Origin of the sequence: Affinundibacterium seohonense, from assembly GCF_014284305.1 — a bacterium.
Lineage (GTDB): Bacteria > Pseudomonadota > Gammaproteobacteria > Burkholderiales > Burkholderiaceae_D > Undibacterium > Undibacterium seohonense.
The window spans coordinates 1-19,295 of sequence record NZ_JACOFW010000010.1; the positions used below are offsets into that span (position 1 = coordinate 1).

The 19,295-nt window shown below is 45.7% G+C and carries 15 protein-coding genes, 1 rRNA gene and 1 riboswitch; of the genes, 14 read left to right on the forward strand and 2 right to left on the reverse strand.

What is annotated here, in order from left to right; all coding sequences use genetic code 11:
• The 8 genes from rrf to H8K52_RS10430 form a co-directional block, all read left to right on the forward strand.
• Window positions 1–100 (forward strand): 5S ribosomal RNA (gene rrf, locus H8K52_RS10395); the annotation flags it as partial.
• 373 nt (window positions 101–473) lie between these two features.
• Window positions 474–1,058, forward strand: coding sequence for a GspH/FimT family pseudopilin (locus H8K52_RS10400; RefSeq protein WP_186922838.1), 585 nt, complete (start codon window positions 474–476; stop codon window positions 1,056–1,058).
• Window positions 1,059–1,201: 143 nt separating this feature from the next.
• On the forward strand, window positions 1,202–1,780 hold the full coding sequence (locus H8K52_RS10405) for a GspH/FimT family pseudopilin (protein WP_186922839.1): 579 nt from the start codon (window positions 1,202–1,204) through the stop codon (window positions 1,778–1,780).
• Window positions 1,781–1,797: 17 nt separating this feature from the next.
• Entirely contained in the window at window positions 1,798–2,367 is a 570-nt protein-coding gene (gene pilV / locus H8K52_RS10410; RefSeq protein WP_186922840.1) for a type IV pilus modification protein PilV, read from the forward strand.
• A 5-nt stretch (window positions 2,368–2,372) separates the two neighbouring features.
• Entirely contained in the window at window positions 2,373–3,398 is a 1,026-nt protein-coding gene (locus H8K52_RS10415; RefSeq protein ID WP_186922841.1) for a PilW family protein, read from the forward strand.
• A complete protein-coding gene (locus tag H8K52_RS10420) occupies window positions 3,395–3,943 on the forward strand; it encodes a pilus assembly PilX family protein (RefSeq protein WP_186922842.1) in 549 nt (182 codons plus the stop codon). Before H8K52_RS10415 ends, H8K52_RS10420 begins: the two co-directional genes overlap by 4 nt.
• Before the next feature lie 12 nt (window positions 3,944–3,955).
• Window positions 3,956–7,561, forward strand: a complete 3,606-nt coding sequence (locus H8K52_RS10425) for a pilus assembly protein (RefSeq protein ID WP_186922843.1) — start codon at window positions 3,956–3,958, stop codon at window positions 7,559–7,561.
• 33 nt (window positions 7,562–7,594) lie between these two features.
• Complete coding sequence (locus H8K52_RS10430) at window positions 7,595–8,065, forward strand: type IV pilin protein (protein ID WP_186922844.1); 471 nt, start codon at window positions 7,595–7,597, stop codon at window positions 8,063–8,065.
• 64 nt (window positions 8,066–8,129) lie between these two features.
• Here H8K52_RS10430 and nrdR read toward each other — a convergent pair whose 3' ends face one another.
• Together nrdR and glyA are read right to left on the reverse strand one after the other, a co-directional pair.
• Window positions 8,130–8,582, reverse strand: a complete 453-nt coding sequence (nrdR, locus tag H8K52_RS10435) for a transcriptional regulator NrdR (RefSeq protein ID WP_186922845.1) — start codon at window positions 8,580–8,582, stop codon at window positions 8,130–8,132.
• Window positions 8,583–8,783: 201 nt separating this feature from the next.
• Entirely contained in the window at window positions 8,784–10,031 is a 1,248-nt protein-coding gene (glyA, locus tag H8K52_RS10440) for a serine hydroxymethyltransferase (protein WP_186922846.1), read from the reverse strand.
• A 101-nt stretch (window positions 10,032–10,132) separates the two neighbouring features.
• Window positions 10,133–10,267, reverse strand: a riboswitch (ZMP/ZTP riboswitch).
• Between the two features lie 375 nt (window positions 10,268–10,642).
• Between glyA and H8K52_RS10445 the strand changes: the two genes are divergently transcribed.
• The 6 genes from H8K52_RS10445 to H8K52_RS10470 all read left to right on the forward strand — a co-directional run bounded on the left by H8K52_RS10445 (window position 10,643) and on the right by H8K52_RS10470 (window position 19,289).
• Complete coding sequence (locus H8K52_RS10445) at window positions 10,643–11,389, forward strand: SDR family NAD(P)-dependent oxidoreductase (RefSeq protein WP_186922847.1); 747 nt, start codon at window positions 10,643–10,645, stop codon at window positions 11,387–11,389.
• Between the two features lie 51 nt (window positions 11,390–11,440).
• Window positions 11,441–11,863, forward strand: a complete 423-nt coding sequence (ybgC, locus tag H8K52_RS10450; RefSeq protein WP_186922848.1) for a tol-pal system-associated acyl-CoA thioesterase — start codon at window positions 11,441–11,443, stop codon at window positions 11,861–11,863.
• 94 nt (window positions 11,864–11,957) lie between these two features.
• On the forward strand, window positions 11,958–12,653 hold the full coding sequence (gene tolQ, locus H8K52_RS10455) for a protein TolQ (protein ID WP_186922849.1): 696 nt from the start codon (window positions 11,958–11,960) through the stop codon (window positions 12,651–12,653).
• A gap of 18 nt (window positions 12,654–12,671) precedes the next feature.
• Window positions 12,672–13,115: an ExbD/TolR family protein gene (locus H8K52_RS10460; RefSeq protein WP_186922850.1), complete on the forward strand. Its 444-nt coding sequence runs from the start codon at window positions 12,672–12,674 to the stop codon at window positions 13,113–13,115.
• A 9-nt stretch (window positions 13,116–13,124) separates the two neighbouring features.
• A complete protein-coding gene (locus tag H8K52_RS10465; RefSeq protein ID WP_186922851.1) occupies window positions 13,125–14,984 on the forward strand; it encodes an autotransporter assembly complex protein TamA in 1,860 nt (619 codons plus the stop codon).
• Between the two features lie 33 nt (window positions 14,985–15,017).
• The gene (locus tag H8K52_RS10470) at window positions 15,018–19,289 is read left to right on the forward strand and encodes a translocation/assembly module TamB domain-containing protein (RefSeq protein ID WP_186922852.1); all 4,272 of its coding nucleotides are present in this window, start codon (window positions 15,018–15,020) and stop codon (window positions 19,287–19,289) included.
• Window positions 19,290–19,295: the final 6 nt, after the last annotated feature.

The window sequence follows — 19,295 nt, forward strand, 5'->3', positions numbered from 1 at the left end:
GCAAGTTGGTACCACCCCTTCCCATCCCGAACAGGACCGTGAAACGACTTTGCGCCGATGATAGTGCTGCAACCAGTGTGAAAGTAGGTCATCGTCAGGCTTTTATTCCGCATAGCCCCGTATTCTTAACAGAGTACGGGGCTTTTGCTATTCCACATCCCCTTTGTTCCTGTTTCCTCACTTGTCGACACAATCCCACATTCAACCTTTTTAATCTACTCGGTCATTGGAAGCTTATTCCGCCTTCTCAGGTGATAGCTATTTGAGCGTATTGATCAATACGTACTTTCTAACTTATTTAATTAGTAGCGACCCAAATCGAAATCAATGTTAACTAAATTTATGGTAATAAAACGACAAATTTTTCCGTGCTGATAAATTTGGGCATTGATTTATGATGAAACTAAGTGATAATATAATTTATCTTAATTATATTTTTATTTGACAATTTAGTTGATTTGGGGGTGCACAAGATGCAGACCAAAATAAGGTTAAATCATTCTGGAATGACGCTGATAGAAATACTAATTACATTGACAATGATTGCTGTGCTTTCAACATTGGCGATGGCTTCCTATTCGAATCTCGTCAAAAGAATGCGAATTTTTGTCGCGACAAGTGAGTTGCATTCTGGGCTTCTGTATTCTCGATCAGAGGCGCTTAAATATGGTGGAAATGTGATCATTTGTCGGAGTATAAATTCACAAACACCAACGCCAACTTGTGAGGGTGCTCCAAGTGATCCACTTACAAACTCAGGCTGGGGTGATGGCTGGATAATTTTCCATGACCGTGACGCAGATGCCAAAGTTTCCGAAGACGACACAATTCTACGCGTCCAAGGAAAACTATTTTCACGTCCAGATCAAGGTGCTATTTTGCCGAGCCCAAACCGAAAATTGATAAGATTTAATTCTCTTGGTCAGGTCTATGGTACCTATATACAGTTTGCAATTGGTCAAGTTCACTCTCAAGCTGATATCGAAAATAACCGATATATCTGTATCGCGTCAGGTGGTAGGGCAAGAGTAGATCGCAAAATTTGCAATGCGAAATAAGTTTTCGGAGACATCAAATCGCAATTTTCCAACAAACGAAGTTTCTTCCTTGACCTCATATCGAAGTCTAATTGCCGCTTGTCTGAAATAAATTGCAGAGGAGAATGACTTCTGTATACTCATGAACATGATAGGAGTCAAAAATGTTCATGTATCGAAAGTCAGCGGAAAAACAATGCGGGTTCACTTTGGTCGAGTTGCTCGTGGTTATTGGACTTACAGCGCTTCTTGCGAGCATTGCTATTCCCTCATATCAGACTATGACAGTCTCGAATAGAGTATCAAGAGTTGCCTCGGAATTTCACGGAAACCTGTTATTGGCTCGTTCTGAAGCATTGAAGCGAGGGACAACCGTTACAATTTGTAAAAGTGCCAATCCTGGTGATGGTATTGCTGTTTGTGACAACTCTCCCAGTACTGCAGGAACTAATGTCGGTTGGGGAAGCGGTTGGCTAATGTTTGTTGATGGAAATGCGAATTGTGTTATTGATGCGGGCGAAGATTTGATTAGAGCGCAGAATTCCTTGTTGGCATCTTCAAGAGAGGGGGCGGTGGTTCCAAGTAACGGGATTCAATGCATTAGCTTCGGAAGCACCGGTCAAACATTTACAGCTGTAAATTTTGAAATTAGTGCACCATCTGGTTTTGCAACCTCAGAGCGAGCAGTTTGCGTCGCAATAGGTGGCCGTGCCCGAGTCGGTAAAATGCCAAATTGTTCTTAATTTGAGGACTTTGAAAAATGAAACATAAGCAAATTGGTGCCACACTCATTGAAATTATGATTGCGATTGTTGTAATGGCAATCGGACTTCTAGGGCTAGCAAGTTTGCAGACTAACGCGATGAGGTTCCAAAAATCATCTAGTCAGCGATCTGAGGCAACGCAAGCAGCAGCGGATTTGGGTGATCGTATGCGAAGCAATTGGGCTGGTATAGTTAAAATTAGTCAACCACCGGATCCGATGCAAGCCGATAATATTAAAGCTGGCAATATTCTTAGTTATACATTTCAAGAAGAATACAATATTAGTTCAGTTGCAAATCATACCCCTCCAAATAATTGTAAAACCTCATCCTGTCAGCAACCGCAAATTGCCGCGAACGATATTCAAGAGTGGTTGAGAGATTTGCAACGTCGCTTAGTCGGGGGGACCGGCATTGTGGTACCTGTTCCAGGTACGACCTATCCGACTTTTATCATTACCGTCATGTGGAAAGAGCCCTCTTTTAACGGACTTGATGCGACCTGTCCCCCAGTTGCAAAAGCGCCAGTAGGTGTTCGTTGCTATAATCTTAACTATACAATTTGAATATGATGACTTCTTCAATATATAGATTGGACCGTATGCAAGGGCGTACGATCGTAGAAATCATGATTGCTCTCACGATAGGTATGGTAATCTTGGTTGCCATCAGCTCGCTCTTTATAGGCAATCGACAATTGTTTCGCGCGAATGACGATAAGACTCGACTGGATGAAGAGGGGCGACTAGCGCTTAACATTATGGCGACTCAAGTTCGTATGGCAGGTTATGGTACTTTACTGAGTTCCGATGAGGGAGTTTCAAGTCAAGATCCAGCATCGTATATGGCTAGAATGCCAGTTTCGCATTCGAGTTATACCGTCCCACCAGTACCCGGTGCGCCACCTCAGCCAAATAATGCAATTCGTGGATGTGCAAATGGGTTCGCTGATCCGGCAGCAGACATCAATTCTATAGCGTGTGCCGCAGGCTCAACTTCTGACGCTTTTTTGGTTCGCCGAGATGTTGATCAAAGAAGTACCCAAATCGCTACTGGAGGTGCTCTCAATACTGATTGTTTAGGCGCTGCTGTGGTATTGTCGCCGCCAATTCCTCCAACCGGAAAAGAGCGAGGCGGGGTGGGCCCCTATTTTCGGATAGAAAATCGATTTTTTGTTCGTGTCAATCCCGTGACTGGTAATCCAGAACTGTATTGTCAAGGAAATGGAAATACTCTCACTGGTGCCTCCTTTGCTAATCCGGCACAACCAATTGCTGAAAATGTCGAGATGATGAAAATCCGTTATGGTATATCGTCCATCGTTCCCGCTCCGCTTCAAGTAGTAGACCAGTTTGTCACTGCGGATTTCATTAACGCTATGCCAAATACATTTGCCGCTGGTGGCGTTCATCCGTGGGATCGAGTGGTGTCGCTTCGAATATGTATCGTCATGCGTACCGCAAATGATTTTGTAGCGACTAGGCCTCAAACCTACCGTAATTGTGACGATCAGCAGGTTTTGGCGCCGGATCGACGACTACGTGGTGTTTTTTCAACGACCATTGCGATTCGAAATCGCTCAGTGGGGGCAACATGAGATTTGATTTTCGACGTAAGCAATCTGGGTTTGTTCTCGCGGTGAGTATGATTTTTTTGGTTGTAATGACCATGTTGGCCGTGACATCAATAAAGAAAGCGACTTTGGATGAGAAAGTGTCATTTAATCTGAGAGCGCAAGATTTGGCATTTCAAGCCGCAGAACGTGCCTTGAGATTTTGTGAAAGTATGTTGTTTTTAACGCCTGGTAATTCCAAAATGTGTAAAAAGCGTGTAGGTGATGACAACGATCCTAAAGTGCCAGGTAACGCTACGGATGTCATGCTTGGTTTCCCTATGCAATGGGCAAATATGGATAATTGGAAAGATGTTCCTGGGCCGAATAGTGCTATTCGATTGTCGGGTCTCGATAGTGTGCCTGGTGTAGCAGCCCAGCCTCAATGCATGTTAGAGCGTTGGGATGTACCTGGAGATCGTCCGGATCGCGATACGTCAAATCCTTGGGTGATTACGGCTCGCGGCGTCGGTAGTGTCAATACCGGTGTGGTGTGGTTACAAGCCGTAATTCGCTGTGGTAATTATTGATAGAGGTTTATTATGTTAAACAGAAAATCTTTTTCTTCAGTCTTGCTCGTCCAAGCATTGGTTTGCGCGCAAATTCTGATGCCATTACCGACATTGGCGGCGATTTCAAATCTACCTCCACTCGTAAAAGCGAACGTGCCACCGAATGTCTTTTATACATTGGATGATTCTGGCTCGATGATGTTTGAGGTTATGCCGGATACGGTTAGGCCTACCGGCATCTCAGGCACAGATGGTTCAAGAACTGATGTGTTCACTTATTGTGGCAGTAATTGTTGGGTTGTTCGCACTTTTCCAAATCCTGACGACGTCTATAACACAGGTACGAATGGCAATTACGAATCAAAATTGGAAGCAGTGGTGGGTTTTTCAGACAATATTACGGTTGCTCGCTGGCGTTCTGCAGAGGTCAATAAAATGTATTACGACCCTAAAATACGCTATGAACCATGGGTCGATGTTGCATCAGTCTCGATCGCTGACCCCTATGGTAATCCTATGGCGAATGCGGATCCAGTGGCAGCCAAATATAATCCCGTGACCGTTTCCGGAATGAGTACGGCGACTTTGAATTTGACTGTGGAACAATCACGAACCTTGCATGGAAATTATTGGTTGAATGACGCAGCAAATGATATAACTGATAAGCCGACTTGGACAATTAATAGTGCATCAAAGACGACTTTTTATCCTGCTACTTATTTCCAATACAATCCTAGTAATCTTGGTTCTTGTACGACCAGTCAACTGAGTTGTTTTAAGCGTATTGAAATCAAAGCGAGTACAACATTCCCAACAAAAGCCCCAGCGCGGTCCGATTGTGGCGGGTCGATTTGTACGTACAATGAAGAAATTATTAATTTTGCAAATTGGTTTCAATATTATCGCTCTCGGATACTGAGTGCGAGAGCAGGTAGCGGTCGCGCTTTTGCAAACCAAGCTGCCACTTTGCGAGTTGGGTTTGGCACCATTAATACCACGGGTACCAAAGTTTCACATGTGTCTGATGATTTTGATGTTACGAATAAAAAGGCTTTTTTGAGTACACTTTATCAAAGCAAGATCCCAGCGAAAGGTACGCCTTTGCGAACCGCGGTGGATGATATTGGTCAGTACTTTATGGATAAAACAAAAACTGGCCCATGGCAGACGAAATATAACCAAGGCGACGTGGTGGATCAGTTGAGCTGTCGTCAAAATTATAATATTTTGATGACCGACGGCTATTGGAATGGCACGGGTGCTCTTGGAGGGCGTGCGTACAACTGGGATGGTAATAATGGTACGACCAAAACAGCTGCAGATGGCAGTACCTATAAATATTCAGCGTCCGCACCGTACAAAGACGGCGAGTCTGATACCTTAGCGGACATCGCGATGTATTATTGGGTGACTGATTTAAGGTCAGATTGGCCGCAAGCCAAGAAAAATGTGCCGCTGCCCAGAGATGGTAGTAATCCAGCTTTTTGGCAACACTTGGTTCAATATACTGTTGGGCTAGGTGTGAAAGGTAACTTAGATCCGACGACAGATTTACCTTTGCTAACATCTGGCAGTAAAAATTGGCCCGCTGCTGCAACGAATCAGATCGATGATCTTTGGCATGCGGCCTTGAATTCACGTGGTAAGTTTTTTAGTGCTGGCAATCCGGAAGCATTCGCAGATGCTTTAAACGTCGCCTTGAATGAGATAGCTGCTCGTTCTGGCGATGCTGCAGCCGTTGCAACATCGAAAAGTACACTGGAAGCGGGGTTGAAATTATATACCTCGACCTATCAAACGGCTGATTGGTCCGGACGTTTGGAGCAAAAGTCTGTTGATGAAAATACGGGAAACATCGTTAGTCCCAATGACTGGGATACCGATACTAAAATTGGTCTGCCCGCTTCACGCAAGATTTTTACGGTAGCAAGCGATGATGGTAAGAGCGGTACAGAGTTTAATTATACAAATCTAAATAGTACTCACAAAGGCATCCTAACGACTGCCGCGGCGGCATACGCACCCACTTATACAGTTACTGGCGATGACATTGTGCAATACCTAAAAGGTGAGCGCTCTAAGGAGTCGAAACCATTCCGGACTCGCAAGGTTTTGCTTGGAGATTTAGTTAATTCTGATCCGCAGTATGTGAAAGAAGGAAAAGACGGCGGCTATAGTCTTTTGCCGTCCGACATTAAGGGCAAATCAACTTATGCCGGTTACTTCCGAACAAATCGATTAAGTCGAGTGCCAACCGTTTATGTTGGCAGCAATGATGGTATGTTGCATGCGTTTGATGCGACACAGTCGGGAACTGGTGGTACTGAGCGTTTTGCATTTATACCAAAAGCCGTTGTGCCAAATTTGCATGAACTAGCCAAGCCAAACTATGTGCATCGTTTTTATGTCGATGGAACACCTAATATTGCGGATGCTGCTATAGGTTCAAATCCTGATAACCCATGGAAAACAGTATTACTTGGAACGACTGGTGCAGGTGGAAAATCAGTGTTCGCATTGGATGTCACTGATCCGAGTTCTTTTGATCAAACGAAAGTGCTTTGGGAACGAAATTCAACCACGCCTTCTTTGGATAATGACCTTGGGTTTACGATTGGCGTAGCGCAGATCGGTGTCATGCGCGACGGTCGTTGGGTAGGTGTTTTTGGAAATGGATTTGATAGTGTCAACAGAAAGGCCTTTTTGTATGTGGTCGATTTGAAGTCTGGTGACATCATTCGAAAAATTGATACAGGCGTTGGAGGGAGTGGCGCACCGAATGGTCTTGCGACACCTAAACTTTTGTTGAATGCTGATTCAACCATTGCGGCTGCATATGCCGGTGATTTGCAGGGTAATATGTGGAAATTTGATTTCGTTACCACTGGAACATCTCCCTCATTAGTGACTACCCCAGGCTTGGCATTTGGTGCAGGTGAAGCTTTGTTCACTGCTGTAGATACTAGTCGAAAGCAGCCGATTACGACGCAGCCGCAGTTGTTTCCTCACCCGGATGGTGGTTATATCGTGGTGTTTGCTACCGGAAAGATATTTGAAGATACCGATGCTGCTACCGTTGATAAAGAAACCATCTACGGTATTTGGGACAAAAAAATTCCATCTCGTGTCACGCAATCACAGTTGCAGGAACAAACTTTAGCTGCAAGTGGAAATTTTTATACACTGTCAAAAAATGTGGTGAATTGGAGTAGTAAGCGAGGATGGTTCATTACCTTAAAGATCAAGAATGGTGAGCGAGTGGTAACAGATCCCATTATTTTGGAAGATCAAGTGATTATCACTACCCTCATTCCAGGTAATAGTTCTGACTTATGTGTGATTGATGCTTTATCAACGACGCTGCAAATTAGCCCTTTGGCTGGTAGTGCTCTGGGTTATAAAACGATAGATACGAACAAAGATGGCAAGATCGATGCCAACGATACTATGGTTAGTGGGGTTCAGTCTAGTGCGACTCATGGTACCACAGTGATTCGTCTTGGTAATCGTCAGATAAAGGTTGTGCAGGCAGATGCGAGGACAGGGAAAATTAAGTCCGGTATCGATGACAAGAGGGGTATGTCTGACGCTATTCCAGTCACACGCTTATGGCGTCAGTTAATTGGTCGCCCTTAAAATTGTTGACTATAAAACACAAGAGGAAGTGAAATGATTTTATTTAAACGAAATGAGTTTCGTGGTTTTACACTGATAGAAGTACTGATCGCTATGACTATTCTCGCGATTGTGTCGGCTATCGCCTACCCTAGTTATCGTGACAATGTTCGGCGAGGTAATCGTGCTGAAGTGCGTGGGTTGCTGCTGGAAAACGCCCAGTTTATGGAAAGGTTTTTTACGGAAAATAGTTCCTATTTGCAAACTGCTGCTGCTGTCCCAGTACCACCAGTACTACCAAATTTGGTGTCTCCTCGTGGGGCAACTGGATCAAAGGTAAACTACAATATTTCTTTTCGAGCAGTTCCTGCGTTGTCAGTGACCACTTTTGCGATTCAAGCAGTGCCAACTAATGGTATGGCGACGGATGCGTGTGCGACACTCACAATCAACAGCCTTGGGCAGCAAGGCACAGTTGGATCGTTGAAGGATGGTATGACGACGGAGACTTGTTGGGCTAAGTAAGCAAGTGGATTTTCACGGCATTTAAATGCATAGAGATAGCGAGACGTACAATGTAGTATGCTCGCTATTTTTTTTTAACTTCCTGAATCGCTTCAACAAATTCTGAGACGTCTTCGAAGCTTTTATATACCGAGGCGAAGCGAATATAGGCAATTTTATCTAGCCGCTTGAGTTCTCGCATGACTAGTTCTCCTAGATGCCCCGAGACTATTTCGCGTTCGCCACTAGCTAACAGCTTTTCTTCTATCCGTTGAATTGCAGTATCGACAGCTTCAGCCGACACTGGTCGCTTTCTGAGTGCGAGCATTAAACTAGCGCGCAACTTCGAAGATTCATATTCAGAGCGACTGCCATTTTTTTTGACGATGACTGGCATCGCCAACTCAATTCGTTCATAGGTCGTGAAGCGCTTATCGCAACTTGCGCAGCGGCGGCGACGGCGTATGCTGTCGCCTTCTTCCGATATTCGCGTGTCAATCACTTGGGTATCAGCGTGATGGCAGTATGGACATTTCATGATTTTTCTGTTGGCCGTGTTTGATATTCTCTTGATACATTCGCTTGGTTTTTATTCTCATTATCGGTTTTGGTTCGGCCTAGCTCGTTTTGTTATCAATAATGGCGGTGCTAATTATGCTTGATGAAATGCATTTTGGTTGTGATTTTGTTTTGGTAGGCGTAAAAAAAGCCACTTTCTCAAGTGGCTTTTTGGTCTAACTTAGTTCCCGTAGACAGGGAAGGCGGAAGTTAATTTTTTGACTTCTGCTTTTACGCGTTCAATTGTTGCAGCATCGTTAGGGTTATCTAGTACATCTGCTACCAAATGACCGATCTTGATTGCTTCTGCTTCTTTGAAGCCACGTGTGGTCAAGGCGGGGCTACCTAAGCGAATGCCAGAAGTCACGAATGGTTTTTCCGGATCGTTCGGGATCGAGTTCTTGTTGCAAGTGATATGTGCAGAGCCCAAAACTGCTTCCGCCGCTTTGCCAGTGATGTTTTTAGAACGCAAATCAACCAACATAACGTGTGACTCAGTGCGACCAGAAATAATTCGTAAGCCTCGTTCGATCAACGTTTTAGCTAATGCATCGGCATTTTTCACAACTTGTTCTTGGTAGGTTTTAAATTCTGGATTCAAAGCTTCTTTGAAAGCCACTGCTTTACCAGCGATCACGTGCATCAATGGACCACCCTGCAAGCCTGGGAAGATAGCCGAATTGATGATTTTTTCGTGTTCTGCTTTCATCAAGATGATGCCACCACGTGGACCGCGCAAAGACTTGTGTGTTGTTGATGTCACGAAGTCCGCAAATGGTACTGGATTGGGATAGACACCAGCGGCGATCAGACCCGCATAGTGCGCCATGTCAACCATAAAATAAGCACCGACTTCTTTAGCGATTTTAGAGAAACGTTCAAAATCAATACGCAAGGAATAGGCGGAGGCTCCAGCGATAATCAATTTTGGTTTACTTTCGCGTGCCAGACGTTCCATCGCTTCGTAGTCAATTTCTTCTTTGTCGTTCAAACCATAAGACACCACGTTGAACCATTTGCCCGACATGTTCAACGGCATACCATGCGTCAAGTGACCACCTTCAGCCAAGGACATCCCCATGATCGTATCGCCTGGTTTCAAAACTGCGAAGAACACGCCTTGATTAGCCTGTGAACCGGAGTTCGGTTGCACGTTGGCAGCTTCTGCACCGAAAATTTGTTTCAAGCGGTCGATCGCTAGTTGCTCAACGACGTCGACATGTTCGCAACCACCGTAGTAGCGCTTGCCTGGATAGCCTTCTGCGTACTTATTAGTCAATTGGGAGCCTTGTGCTTCCATGACGGCTGGTGAAGTATAGTTTTCAGAGGCGATCAACTCGATGTGTTCTTGTTGACGGACATTTTCGGCTTGAATCGCGGCGAGCAATTCTGGATCGATATTAGCGAGAGTATGATTCTTGGAGAACATGGGTTTCCTGTAGAAAAAAGCGTAAAAAATGAAAAATTGGATTGGGACTGATCTGTAAAAATGCGCTAACTTGCGGATACAAGTCTCAATCACTTTTACCATCGGGATACCCAGGCGTACGGCCAGAATCGACATCTTTGACTCTGCAAATCTCACGCTTCACGATGGAACTCCATCTTCTGCAAGCAATCTTTGGATAAAAAATTGCTGCATTTTCGCCAGTTGCGTGAGACAAAATGGTGTCCGAATTTTACGTCAACAGGGGTGTTTCGGCAAGTTAGGTAAAGGTAAAGACTGCTTTCAAATTCTGAGAAGGTTTTCAGATTTGCTTTCATTTAGTTGTGGTGATATTGCGCTAAGACGCTGGTCTGGCCTCGGTTTTAATCGAGATTCGAACAGCAATCTACATGAAACTTCGGCAGCAAACTTAGGGCGAGATGATATTCTGTTAAAAGTGAAATGATAATAAAAATGGGTTTAAGATCATTGAAAATGTCTTTTGGTATAAGAAAAATCGATCTTCAATATCTCTGTTGTGTCCTACGGCAAAACTCTGCGGATCAAAAAGCTTTAAAATGACGTTTTATATTCAAACTCACAAGGAAATTTCCATGCTGATATTGATCACCGGCGCAAGTTCAGGGTTTGGCGCAGCGATGGCGCGTAAGTTCGTTCGACATGGTCATCGCGTCATTGCTGCCGCGCGCCGCCTTGATCGCCTGCAACAATTGCAGTTGGAATTGGGAACTGCATTGTACGTTGCCGAGTTGGACGTTTGCGATAAAGCGTCGATCGCGTCGATGCTGTCAAATCTGCCCGCTGAATGGAGGGATATCGACGTGCTCGTTAATAATGCCGGCTTAGCACTCGGTATTGCTCCAGCTCAAGCCGCGAGTCTGGAAGATTGGGAAACCATGATAGATACCAATAATAAGGGACTGGTGCGCATGACGCATGCGTTATTGCCGCATTTTATAGCACGTAAAAATGGCGTCATTGTAAATATTGGCTCTATCGCTGGTTCTACCGCCTATCCAGGTGGTAATGTGTATGGAGCCACTAAGGCGTTTGTTGATCAGTTCACTTTGAACTTGCGTGCGGATTTAATTGGCACTGGGGTGCGGGCAAGTAATATTGCACCTGGTTTATGTGGTGGCACTGAGTTTTCTAATGTGCGCTTGAAAGGTGACGATCATGCGGCCGCCAAGGTATATCAGGGAACACAGCCATTGACAGCAGACGATATTGCAGAAACAGCGTATTGGATCGCCACTTTGCCTCCACACGTGAATGTCAACTATATTGAAATGATGCCGATGTGTCAGGGCTTTGGTCCTTTGGCGATTCAGCGCAATTAATTCATGTTAACGCCTTTTGAGCGTCCACTTCAAAGTAGAAATGAATGAGAAATGACAGCAACATTTAACTGGCCAGTGCGCGTATATTACGAAGATACAGATGCCGGTGGGATCGTCTTTTATGCGAATTATTTAAAGTTTTTTGAGCGGGCGCGAACGGAGTGGTTGCGTGAGATTGGCGTGCATCAAAAACAGATGTTGGCAGAATTTAATGCCGTGTTTGTCGTCAAAGCCACCGCAGTCGAGTATCATGCATCGGCTCGTCTGGATGATGAACTTCGTGTCACGGTGGTTGTAGAAAAGACTGGACGAGCTTCGATCGTTTTTTTGCAGGAAGTTTGGTGCGGTGAACGCATGTTGACCAGTGCCAAGGTGACGATTTGTTGTGTTGATATGGAACAATGGCGCTCTATGCCCATTCCTAAACCAGTGTTGCAGTTGATTCAGCCCGCATTGTTTGTGAATGAGAAATAGCGCCAACAATTCGACAGTTACATAAACAGGTGACCAGTGAACTTTTATTCGCTGGTTGCATTTTTAGATTTGCAGTGTTTTACCAAAAATAATCATGACAGTTACCCACGATTTATCCTTTTCCGCGTTGATATTGAATGCCTCACCTTTGGTGCAAATTGTGATGGCAATTCTTTTGCTTGTTTCAATCATGAGCTGGAACTACATCTTCAGCAAAATGTTTTCGATCAAAAAAGCCCGAGCACAGACGGAGCAGTTTGAGAAACAGTTTTGGGCGGGTGGAAATTTAGTCGAGCTCTATCAGCAAGCGACGGCGAATCATCGTGGTAGTCGCGACAAAACTGGCGCCTTAGAAAGAATCTTTGAAGCCGGTATGAATGAATATCATAAAGTGAAGGCGGCGAATAAAGCGAGCTTGGATGCAAGTGCGATGTTAGACGGTGCTCGTCGTGCGATGCGAGCGTCATATCAAAGGGAAATGGATCACCTTGAATCTCATTTGTCTTTCTTGGCTTCCGTGGGTTCGGTGTCTCCATACATCGGTTTGTTAGGAACCGTTTGGGGAATTATGAATTCATTCCGTGGTCTGGCGAATGTACAACAAGCGACGTTGAGCGCGGTGGCTCCAGGTATCGCAGAGGCCTTGATTGCGACCGCGATTGGCTTGTTTGCGGCGATTCCCGCTGTGTTGGCATATAACCGCTACTCACATGATATTGATCGACTGGCGATTCGCTTCGAAACGTTTATTGAAGAATTTTCCAATATTTTGCAGAGACAATCACGCTAGGCGATGTAGAGATTATTCATGAGTTCTCTTCGTGGCGAACGTAAACGCAAATTTAAAGCAGAAATTAATGTAGTGCCTTACATCGACGTGATGTTGGTGTTGTTGGTGATTTTCATGGTGGCAGCACCGATGACGAATCCTAATGTGATTAATCTACCGACCGCAGGTCAGTCGACTAAGCCACCTTCTGACTTTATCGAGATCGCGCTCAGCCCAGATGCGTCGGCGACAATCAGCATCACGAGCCGCGGAAGTAGTAATGGCAATAGCAAACAAGAAGCGAAAGAGACAGGTTTGGATCGTAAGCAGTTATTGCAAAAATTACGCGAATATCACGAAGCAAAACCGGAGTTATCTGTGCTTGTGTCTGGCGACAAAGATATTAAATATGATGAAGTCATACAAGTGATCTCTGAAGCGAAAAAATTAGGCATACAACGTGTGGGGCTCGCTACTAAGTAGTGTGTTGGCATGATTCATTACCTTGAGCGTGAAATTCAACAGCTTGTTTCTGCCATAGTGTTGTTTGCTATGTTGCTTGTCGTAAGTGAGACTGCACAGGGGCAAACTCAGCAAACTGTCCAACATCAACAATCACCACGAGAACAACTGCCTGGCAAAGAGCTTCCTCAAACGGAGGGAATTTTTGCACGTTACTACTTAGATAAATTGGATGGAGCACTTGCGGACTTGTTGGAGGAACATGTCCCAGTGTTATCGGGGAATGCGGAACCGCAGATCCCAACGCCCGGCTTTCTGCGGAAGTTACAGCGCGATATTAGTGAGATTTTGGCTACCGAGGGCTATTTTTCAGCGCAGATTCAGTTTGATAAAAAAGACGATGGAAGCCGTGTAAATGTGCAGGTTGATCCGGGTGTGCGCACGACCATCAAATCTGTCAGTATTAATTTTACCGGTGCTTTGTCCGCGAGCATAGAAGCTGGCGATAAAGAAGCCATAGGGCGCCGCGATCAACTGGTAAAGGCGTGGGGCTTGTCGCAAGGACAGGCATTTCGTCAGGACGAATGGAGTCGCGCGAAAACGATGCTGATGGAAAGTTTGCGCTCACATCGCTATGCTGGCGCTACTTTGGTTGATAGTCGTGCCAACATTGATGCCGACACACATTCTGCCAATTTGGAATTGGATGTCGACAGTGGATCTGCCTTTCTTATCGGTGATTTGATGATTACTGGTCTGGAACGCTATCCTTTGTGGCTGATAGATCGTTTCAATCCGCCGAGGAAAGGCGACGTGTACACCAGCTCTCGTCTGCTGGAGTTTCAACGTGCACTGCAAAACTCCGCCTATTTTTCTACTGTCGCATTCAACATTGATACCGATGCTACCAAGGCCGACGCTTTACCCGTTGAAGTTTCGTTGGTTGAAAGACAGGCACGAGATTTAGGATTCGGTACTGGCTATAGCACCAACACCGGATTTAGGACGGAGATGAGTTATCGTGACCGTAATGTATTTGGACGAGTGTGGGATCTACGATCAGCGGTTCGGTTGGAGCAAAAGCGCCAGTTATCCTACGCGGATATCTATTTACCCCCAAACGATAATAATCGGCTAGATTCTTTGGGTGTGCTGTTTGACCGTTCTAACTTAGAAGGGCTATTGCAGACACGATCTGCATTTGGCGTGAAACGTAGTATCACGCATGGAATGGTTGAGCAACGCTTAGGGCTGAATTATACGCAAGAAAAAGTAGTGAAAAACGATAACACAGCCTTGGAAGCGGAACGTAAAAGCAGAGCTCTGGTTGCCAGCGTAGGTTGGACGTGGCGCGATGTTGATGATGTGTTTGCGCCAAGACAAGGGCAACGAGCGCAATTGGACTTGGCATTCTCAGATAAGGCGATTATTTCAGATCAACGCTTTGTGCGTGTGTACGGTAAATATCAATATTGGTGGCCAGTGGCGCAACGTGACAGTATTTTGCTGCGTGCAGAATTTGGTCAGATTTTTAGTTCTAGTGTTGATGGTATTCCAGAGGATTATTTATTCCGTACAGGGGGAAGTACATCGGTACGTGGTTATGCTTATCAAAGTCTGGGCGTGGTTGATGGTAAAGCCGTCATTGGTGGCCGTATGATGGCGGCATCAAGTCTTGAATATGTTCACTGGCGTACGGACAGTTTGGGATTGGCAGCTTTTTTTGATGCCGGTGATGCGGCAAGAAATTGGCGTGAGTTTAAGGTCAAGCAAGGCGTGGGTGTCGGCGCTCGAATTAAAACGCCAGCGGGTCCAATCGCTTTGGATCTGGCTTACGGAAAACAAGTCAAAAAATTTCGCCTAGATTTTTCTATCGCGATCGCTTTTTAATCATTAGCTTTTTTATTTTCATCCTCATTGAGCATGCAATACCAAGATAAGTCAACGCAGCAGCAAGTTGAGGGTTCGCCTGAATCACTTGGGGGAGGTGACATTGCCGGCGCGCCTGTCGTGGTGAAGCGAGCGAAGAGCAAATTTTTATTGAGTCTCGGCTTGCTCGTACTGGCGTGCGTACTCACGGTATTTTGGATCTTTCAAACACAGGGCGGAAGTCGTTTCTTCTTACATAGCGTGGAAGCCGTCAGCGGTGGTCGCTTAAGCTTTCATGATGTAAGCGGGCGTTTGGCTGATCGTTTACAAATCGATGAACTGATTTATCGTGATCCTTTGCACAAAATCAGTCTCAGTGGCTTGCAATTGGATTGGCAAGCCTGGGCCTTGATGCGTGGGCGTGTTGAAGTGTCTGCTGTGTCGATTTCTACACTGCGAGTCGCTAGTGTCGCCAGCAAAACACCAGCCAACTTGCCTGCTAGTTTGCAACTACCATTTAACCTTGCAATCAAACAAGCTGCCGTCGGTCGTATCGTGATCAGTGAATTAACTGCGGATGGAAAGGAAATAAACCCAATCGAGTTGAAGTCTGTCGTCGCAAATCTACAGACCAGTGCAGGTGAGCATCAATTTGCCGTGCAGCTTGATTCTGCCTGGGGTGGCTTGCGCTTGAAGAGTACGATCAAAACTGCTCAACCATTTCCCATTTCTGGTGAATTGACGTACCACGGACAGGCGAGTCAAGATTTACCTAAAGTGTTGATTCAAGGTCGCGTCAGCGGCTCTCTGCAAGACTTGTTGTTGCAGGCAAAATCGGTTGATAAATCGAATGATGGTCTACAAGCCGATCCTACACAACAAGTGAATGCAGATGTGCAATTACGTGTTGCACCATTTTCCAATGATCTTATCCGTGAAGTACAACTGAAGGTTTCAAGGCTTAATCCCCAGTGGATCAATCAACATGCGCCGTCGGCGATGTTAGAAATCTCTGCGAATTTGCAACCGCAATCAACACCGTCAACTTCGTCAACTCAAGCTGCTCCGCAGCAGCAAACACCGCAGAAGCTAAAAGTTTTGACTGGTGAAATTCATATTCTTAACCGTGCTCCGCAGACCATAGACAAACTAGGATTGCCTTTCAAGACCTTAGTGTCGAAGTTAGACTGGGCGGATGGATTGCTTACGTTTAGCAAGGGCAAAATTGAATTGATTGCCGGTAGCGTTACTGTCGATAGTCAGCTGCAATTTAGACAGGGAAAATTGCCATTGATCGATACAAAATTATCTCTAAAGGATATTAATCTCGCGCAGCTTGATAGTCGTTTGCGCCAGAGTCGCATTCAAGGCGATTTGCAATTGCAGGCTAAAGAACAGCAACGCATCGATTTTCAGGCGCAGTTAACAGAACCGCGAGCGAGTCTATTGGCGGACGCCAGTTTCGTTTTAAATCGTGCGGGTACGAATGGTATGTTGCAGTTTAAACGTTTTGAACTGCAGGCTGAACAGGCCAAATTAGTTGGTAGTGGTGAGTTTAATTTCGAAGGCAATCAGGCTTTTAAATTACAGGCGAAAATGACGCAATTCGATCCCGCGCATTGGAGCTTGATGCCACATGGCAGGCTTGATGGGGAGATTGATTTGGCTGGGACCTTGTCAGGTAATGCAGTGGTGAAGTTACAAGTGCCTAATCTTTCAGGCGAATTGTCTGGTCAAAAGATATTCGCCACTGGGCAAGCCGAGTGGCAGCAAGCAAAGTCGCTGAAGCTTGATCAAGTTCAAATGCAATGGGGGGCTAACCAGTTATCAGCGCACGGTGTACTTGGTAATTTACAAGAGCCTTTACAAATTAATTTACAGGCAGACGACCTTGCCTTATTTGAATCGGTGACTGGTTTTTCTTTAACCGGAGTGGCGCGTGCGAAGGCGACTGTGAGTGGTAAGTTAGATGCATTGACAGCGAACTTGGATGTCCACGCCCAAGACCTACGCTCTACCCGTGGTTTCGCTATCGAACAGCTAGATGGTGAGTTACAGATCAGTACCAATCCTGACGATCCTTTGAAGTTGCAAGTGAAGACGAAGGAATTGAGGAGTGCAAGCATAGCTTTGGCGCCGACAGAAAAGGCTATGTCGACTTTACCAATTGAGAAACGCAGGACACTGCTGGAGCAGCTGCAACTATCGATAGTTGGCACGCTCAAAAATCACACCATTGCAGCTAGTGCTCAATTTGAAAAGTCACAACAACTCTTGTTGCAAGCGCAGGGCGGACTGGTATCAAGCTTAATGCCGGGAGCAAAGCGTATTGGGACAACGGAGGATAGCAAGAGTTGGAGTGGGAGGGTAGAACAGCTAAAGCTAAGTGGCTTTGGCGCAAAAATAGCATCGCATATGCCACTTGATGACATGGTCTTATTGAGCCCTATGAATCTGAGTCTCAGTGCAACAAAAATTACGATAGGCAGTGCTCGCCTCGCAGGCGGCTTTGGGAAATTAGCACTTGAGTCTGTCGATTGGACACCACTATCCTTACGTAGCAAAGCACAATGGGACGACTTTCCTGTGATGGAAGCGGTGAAATTTGTTCGTCCGCAAGAGCGCTTGCACGGCGATTTGCGCCTGGGTTTGCTGTGGGATTTGCAATTAAAAGATAATCTACCTGGCGACATACAAGTGCGCCGCCAGAGCGGTGATTTGACGGTGCAAGATGCCGATGGTACAGGGCAAACCATGCCCTTGGGTTTAAGTGAATTTGCGCTGCAGTTGCAAGCAGGTGGGGTCATTGCCGGGAGTGACGCCGAGCGCGTCAAGATGCAATTGAGCGCACAAGGAAGTCGCTTGGGACAATGGCGAGCGACCCTAGAAACGCAACTTCAAAGAATTAACGATAAATGGACATTTAGTTCTGAAGCGCCACTCACCGGCACACTACTCGCCAACACGTCCGAGTTGCAATGGCTGGTCGGACAATTTAGTTCCGAATTGGCGGTGAAAGGGCAGTTGAAATTGGATGCCAGTTTTGGTGGAAAATTTTCTAAGCCCACGTATCAAGCGAATCTCGAAGGTCGAGGTTTAGAGTTGGCATTTGCTTCCGAAGGTTTGTTATTTCCTAATGGCGAACTGCGGGCACAATTGAACCAAGATGTTCTTAAATTGGAACAACTGAAGTTTTCTAACAAAGTGAACTACGTGCCGAAAGTCGAACAATTGCAGGATTTGGATTGGAGCGGCCGAGAGGGTAGTTTCAATGCGACGGGTGAAGTGAATTGGCGCACCCAAACTGGAAAGATACAAGCCGATTGGAAGAGTTTTCCGCTGCTGCAGAGAAAAGATCGTTGTCTCGTGGTCAGTGGACAGGCGAATATTACTCAGGTGGATAATGTTTGGGCATTAATCGGTCAACTACGAGCGGATGCCGCCTATTTCAAATTGCCCAAATTGCCGCCACCGAGCCTGTCCAGCGATGTGATTGTTTCCAAAGGTGTCAAACTTATCGATGAAGACATCGCCTTAGACGACAGTAAAAAAGGTCTCAAGACAAAATTGGATTTGCAAATCGATATGGGGCCTCGTTTTGTGTTTGTCGGACGAGGTTTACAAACCGCACTTACTGGGACTCTACGACTCCGCAGTAATGATGGTTCGCCGGTACATGCCAGCGGATCTATCATTGCCAATGGTGGGCAGTATGAAGGATATGGACAGCAATTAGAAATTGAACGGGGCATTTTGATTTTTCAAGGTGCACCTAGTAACCCGGCGTTAAATATACGCGCTCTGCGTAAGGGCTTAGCCGTTGAAGCCGGTGTGGATGTGACCGGTACTGTGGCCAGTCCGCAGGTGCGACTAGTCTCTGAGCCTAATGTGCCGGATAGTGAAAAAATTTCTTGGTTAGTGTTGGGGCGCGAATCCGATCAGGTTGGTACTGCCGATGCCTCACTACTGCTGTCTGCCGCGGGTGCGATCTTTGGCGGTGATGGCAGTCGAAATATTCCGCGTGAATTAGTACAAGATTTGGGCTTTGATGAATTTTCGATTGGGCCGGCCGAAAATGGTGGTTCCTCTAAATTACCAAGTCAAACCGTCGCCGGTGCGACAGCGGTAGGAGCATCTTCAAACGATAAGGTGGTGAGTATTGGTAAGCGTTTGCGACCAGGACTAGTTTTGTCGGTCGAGCGCGGCGTCTCAGACGCCAGTGGTGCATTGAAGATCAGTTGGCAGTTGTCGCGACGAGTCAGACTAATCGGCCGATCCGGTACGGATAATTCTGTCGATGTGAAATATAGTTTTTCCTTTAACTAAATAAGT

Bases quoted from the DNA above. Each gene is read 5' to 3' on its own strand.
- H8K52_RS10430 (WP_186922844.1), top strand. From the start codon at position 7,595: ATGATTTTATTTAAACGAAATGAGTTTCGTGGTTTTACACTGATAGAA.
- H8K52_RS10445 (WP_186922847.1), top strand. From the start codon at position 10,643: ATGCTGATATTGATCACCGGCGCAAGTTCAGGGTTTGGCGCAGCGATG.
- H8K52_RS10400 (WP_186922838.1), top strand. From the start codon at position 474: ATGCAGACCAAAATAAGGTTAAATCATTCTGGAATGACGCTGATAGAA.
- tolQ (WP_186922849.1), top strand. From the start codon at position 11,958: ATGACAGTTACCCACGATTTATCCTTTTCCGCGTTGATATTGAATGCC.
- H8K52_RS10420 (WP_186922842.1), top strand. From the start codon at position 3,395: ATGAGATTTGATTTTCGACGTAAGCAATCTGGGTTTGTTCTCGCGGTG.
- H8K52_RS10460 (WP_186922850.1), top strand. From the start codon at position 12,672: ATGAGTTCTCTTCGTGGCGAACGTAAACGCAAATTTAAAGCAGAAATT.
- H8K52_RS10470 (WP_186922852.1), top strand. From the start codon at position 15,018: ATGCAATACCAAGATAAGTCAACGCAGCAGCAAGTTGAGGGTTCGCCT.
- ybgC (WP_186922848.1), top strand. From the start codon at position 11,441: ATGACAGCAACATTTAACTGGCCAGTGCGCGTATATTACGAAGATACA.
- nrdR (WP_186922845.1), bottom strand. From the start codon at position 8,582: ATGAAATGTCCATACTGCCATCACGCTGATACCCAAGTGATTGACACG.
- H8K52_RS10425 (WP_186922843.1), top strand. From the start codon at position 3,956: ATGTTAAACAGAAAATCTTTTTCTTCAGTCTTGCTCGTCCAAGCATTG.
- H8K52_RS10465 (WP_186922851.1), top strand. From the start codon at position 13,125: ATGATTCATTACCTTGAGCGTGAAATTCAACAGCTTGTTTCTGCCATA.
- glyA (WP_186922846.1), bottom strand. From the start codon at position 10,031: ATGTTCTCCAAGAATCATACTCTCGCTAATATCGATCCAGAATTGCTC.
- H8K52_RS10405 (WP_186922839.1), top strand. From the start codon at position 1,202: ATGTTCATGTATCGAAAGTCAGCGGAAAAACAATGCGGGTTCACTTTG.
- H8K52_RS10415 (WP_186922841.1), top strand. From the start codon at position 2,373: ATGACTTCTTCAATATATAGATTGGACCGTATGCAAGGGCGTACGATC.
- pilV (WP_186922840.1), top strand. From the start codon at position 1,798: ATGAAACATAAGCAAATTGGTGCCACACTCATTGAAATTATGATTGCG.